Source organism: Nonomuraea sp. NPDC049784 (genome assembly GCF_040659615.1).
GTDB lineage: Bacteria > Actinomycetota > Actinomycetes > Streptosporangiales > Streptosporangiaceae > Nonomuraea.
On the sequence record NZ_JBFAMX010000883.1, the window covers coordinates 1 to 3,208 of the forward strand.

Genomic DNA, 3,208 nt, shown 5'->3' on the forward strand with positions numbered 1-3,208 from the left:
CCGCAGAGGCCGCAGAGGCCGCAGAGGCCGCAGAGGCCGCAGAGGCCGCAGAGGCCGCGGAGGCCGCGGAGGCCGCGGCCGAGGTGGTCTGCCCCGAGGTCCCCGCCGTCTCAGCCGCGGACACCCGAGCCGAGGTGGCCGGCCCCAAGGTCCCCGCCGTCTCAGCCGTCGACATCGAAGCCCTCCCCTGTCAGTCCGACGAACACGTCCTCCAGGCTCGGCCGCAGCACGGCCAGCCCGCGTACGGCCACGCCCTCCCCCACCAGCGCGGCGTTGATCCGCTCCGGCGCGTGCCCGCCCAGCTCCGCCGTCACTTCCCCGCTCGCGGGCCGCACGTCGGCGAGGCCGAGCGTGCCGAGCACCCGCGCGGCGTCCGCCACGTCCGGGGTCTCCACCCTGACGCGCGCCACGACCCCGCCGCTCAGCGAGGCGATCGTGCCCTGCGCCACGAGCTTCCCGGTACGCATGATCGCCGCGTGCGTGCACATCTGCTCGACCTCCGCCAGCAGGTGCGAGGAGACGAAGACGGTCGTGCCGTCGGCGGCGATCTCCTTGACCAGCGCGCGGACCTCGCGCGTGCCCTGCGGGTCGAGCCCGTTGGTCGGCTCGTCCAGGATGAGCAGCTCGCGCGGCCCCAGCAGGGCGGCGGCGATGGCCAGGCGCTGGCGCATGCCGAGGGAGTAGTTGCGGTAGCGCTTGCCGGCCGCGGCCGTCAGGCCCACGCGCTCGAGCGCCTCGGCGATCCGCCGCCTGGCGGTGCCGCGCGGAGCGGTGGGGTCGGCGGCGTCGAAGCGCATGAGGTTGGCCGAGCCCGACAGGTACGGGTAGAAGGCCGGCCCTTCGACCAGCGCCCCCACTTTGGGCAGGGCCTGAGCCAGCGGCAGGCCGAGCACGGAGTACTCGCCCGACGTCGGCGCGATCAGGCCGAGCAGCATGCGGATCGTGGTGGTCTTGCCCGAGCCGTTCGGCCCCAGGAAGCCGAACACCGAGCCGCGCGGGACGGCCAGGTCCAGCGTGTCCACGGCGACCTGGCCGCCGCGGAACCGCTTGGTCAGGCCCTCCGTGACGATCGCGAATTCCCCGGTGTTCATCCCGGAGGGCGGGGCCGCCCCGAAGGGCGCCCCCGCTTCCTGCATGACGGCGGTCACTTGGTGCCCGCCGCCTTGACGATCTCCTCCGGGGTGACCGCGCCGACCAGGAGGCGGCCGTCGTCGGTCAGAAGGGCGGTGACGAGCTTGGTCTTGATCAGCTTGCCGGAGCCCCACGTGCCGCTCACCGGGGTGGCGGACTTCAGCACGCTGTCGGCCAGCGCGCTCGGATCGGCGCCCTGACGCGAGTCGGACGGCGTCGCGGTCTTGTCACCCGCGCCGCCGGCGAGGTCCGACAGCGAGAACGGAACGACCGCCACGGTCGTCCAGCCCTGCCCCACGACCTTCGCCTGGCCGGCGACGTCCTTGGCGTGCTCGGCGCGCTGCTCCGCGCCCTGGCCGAGGTCCGTACCGAGTGTCTTCTCCTCCACCTTGGCGCCCGCGGGCGGGGTGAAGGTGAAGTTCTCGGCCGCCGGCGGCGTGAACGTCACCTGCGTGAACCCGACCTGGAACGCCGGCTCGGCCGACTCCTTGGCGTAGACCTGCACCTGCAGCGGGACGTACGTCTCGCCGTCAAGTGCGATGCGGATCTCCTGCACCAGCGAGCCCGCGTCCTTGGGCGCCAGCACGAGCTGGTAGACCGGCCGGCCCGCCACCTCGGCCGTGTTGATCACACGGACCGCGGTGTGCTGGTCGACGTTGGCCAGCAGCCGCTCGGCCACCTGCTGCGGGGTCAGGTCGGTCGGCTGGGGCGTGGGCAGCTTGTGCTCCTGCGCCATACCTGCCTTGGTGCCCGCCTTGATGGTCACCTTGGTGGCGGTGTTGGTGGCGCTCTCCCAATACCAGGCCTGGTCGCCGTTCACGATCAGGTTGGTCTCGTTCAGCTGGGTCGGCATGGCCACCCGCAGCTTGTCCTTGGCGCCGTACCAGACCTTCACCTCGTGCGAGCCGGACAGCAGGTTGAGCGGCGACGCCTCGCCGGTCTGCGGCAGCGCCGGCAGGCCGAGCGAGGCCGTCTGCTGCACGGTGCCGGACATCGGCGGGATGCCGCCTTCCTTGCCGGTCGCCGCCACGGCGTCGGCCAGCAGTTGCTGGGCCGAGCGCTCCGGCAGCACCGGGTCGCCGCTCACCGCGGCTATGACGGGGCCGGCGCCGATCGCGGCTCCGATCACGGCCGCGGCCGCGATCGGCACTCCCCACCTCACGAACGTGCCTCTGCGCATCTCACTCCTTAACGGTATGTCGATGCTCAGAGCCTGCGTGATGCATCCTGTGGCAGACCTGAGACTGTCTGAGACGGCTCTCAGCCTTCTCAGCGTTGTCTCAGGGCAGGAACAGGAGAATTGCCACATGAGAGTACTTGTCGTCGAGGACGAGCGGCGGATGGCCGCCGCGCTCCAGCGGGGACTCCAAGCTGAGGGGTTCGCGGTGGACCTCGCCCACGACGGCGAGGAAGGGCTCCATGCTGCCAGGCACGGCGACTACGACGTCGTGGTGCTCGACATCATGCTGCCCAGGCTGTCTGGCTACAACGTGTGCAAGCAGCTGCGCGCGGAGGAGAACTGGGTGCCGATCCTCATGCTGTCGGCCAAGGACGGCGAATACGACATGGCCGACGGGCTCGACCTGGGGGCCGATGACTACCTGACCAAGCCGTTCTCGTACGTGGTGCTGGTGGCCAGACTGCGGGCGCTGCTGCGGCGCGACTCGGGGCGGCGGCCGTCGGTGCTGGTGGCGGGCGACCTGTCGCTGGACCCGGCGCGGCGCAGGGTCGAGCGGGACGGGAACGCGATCGAGCTGACTCCGAGGGAGTTCGCGCTGCTGGAGTATCTGATCCGGCGGCGGGACGAGGTCGTGTCGAAGGCTGAGATCCTCGAGCACGTGTGGGACACCTTCGACACCGACCCGAACGTCGTCGAGGTGTACGTCGGCTACCTGCGGCGCAAGATCGACGCCCCGTTCGGCAGGAACGCGCTCCAGACCGTGCGCGGCGCGGGCTACCGGCTGGCGGGCGACGGTGGCTGACTCCCCGCTCGTCTGGTGGCGGCGGCAGGGGCTGCGGTTCAGGCTCACGGTGGCGGCCGCCGCGGTGCTGGCGCTGGCGCTGGCCGTGTCGGCGT

Annotated in this window: 3 protein-coding genes; 1 reads left to right on the forward strand and 2 read right to left on the reverse strand. The window is 71.8% G+C overall.

Features of this window, described 5'->3' with window-relative positions; translation table 11 throughout:
* Positions 1–161: 161 nt before the first annotated feature.
* On the reverse strand, positions 162–1,148 hold the full coding sequence (locus AB0J09_RS60355; protein ID WP_360712819.1) for an ABC transporter ATP-binding protein: 987 nt from the start codon (positions 1,146–1,148) through the stop codon (positions 162–164).
* Positions 1,145–2,311, reverse strand: coding sequence for a DUF2092 domain-containing protein (locus AB0J09_RS60360; RefSeq protein ID WP_360712820.1), 1,167 nt, complete (start codon positions 2,309–2,311; stop codon positions 1,145–1,147). The genes AB0J09_RS60355 and AB0J09_RS60360 overlap by 4 nt, the downstream gene beginning before the upstream one ends.
* Positions 2,312–2,438: 127 nt before the next feature.
* On the opposite strand from AB0J09_RS60360, the gene AB0J09_RS60365 reads away from it, so the two are divergent.
* Entirely contained in the window at positions 2,439–3,113 is a 675-nt protein-coding gene (locus AB0J09_RS60365; RefSeq protein WP_360712823.1) for a response regulator transcription factor, read from the forward strand.
* Positions 3,114–3,208 lie beyond the last annotated feature (95 nt).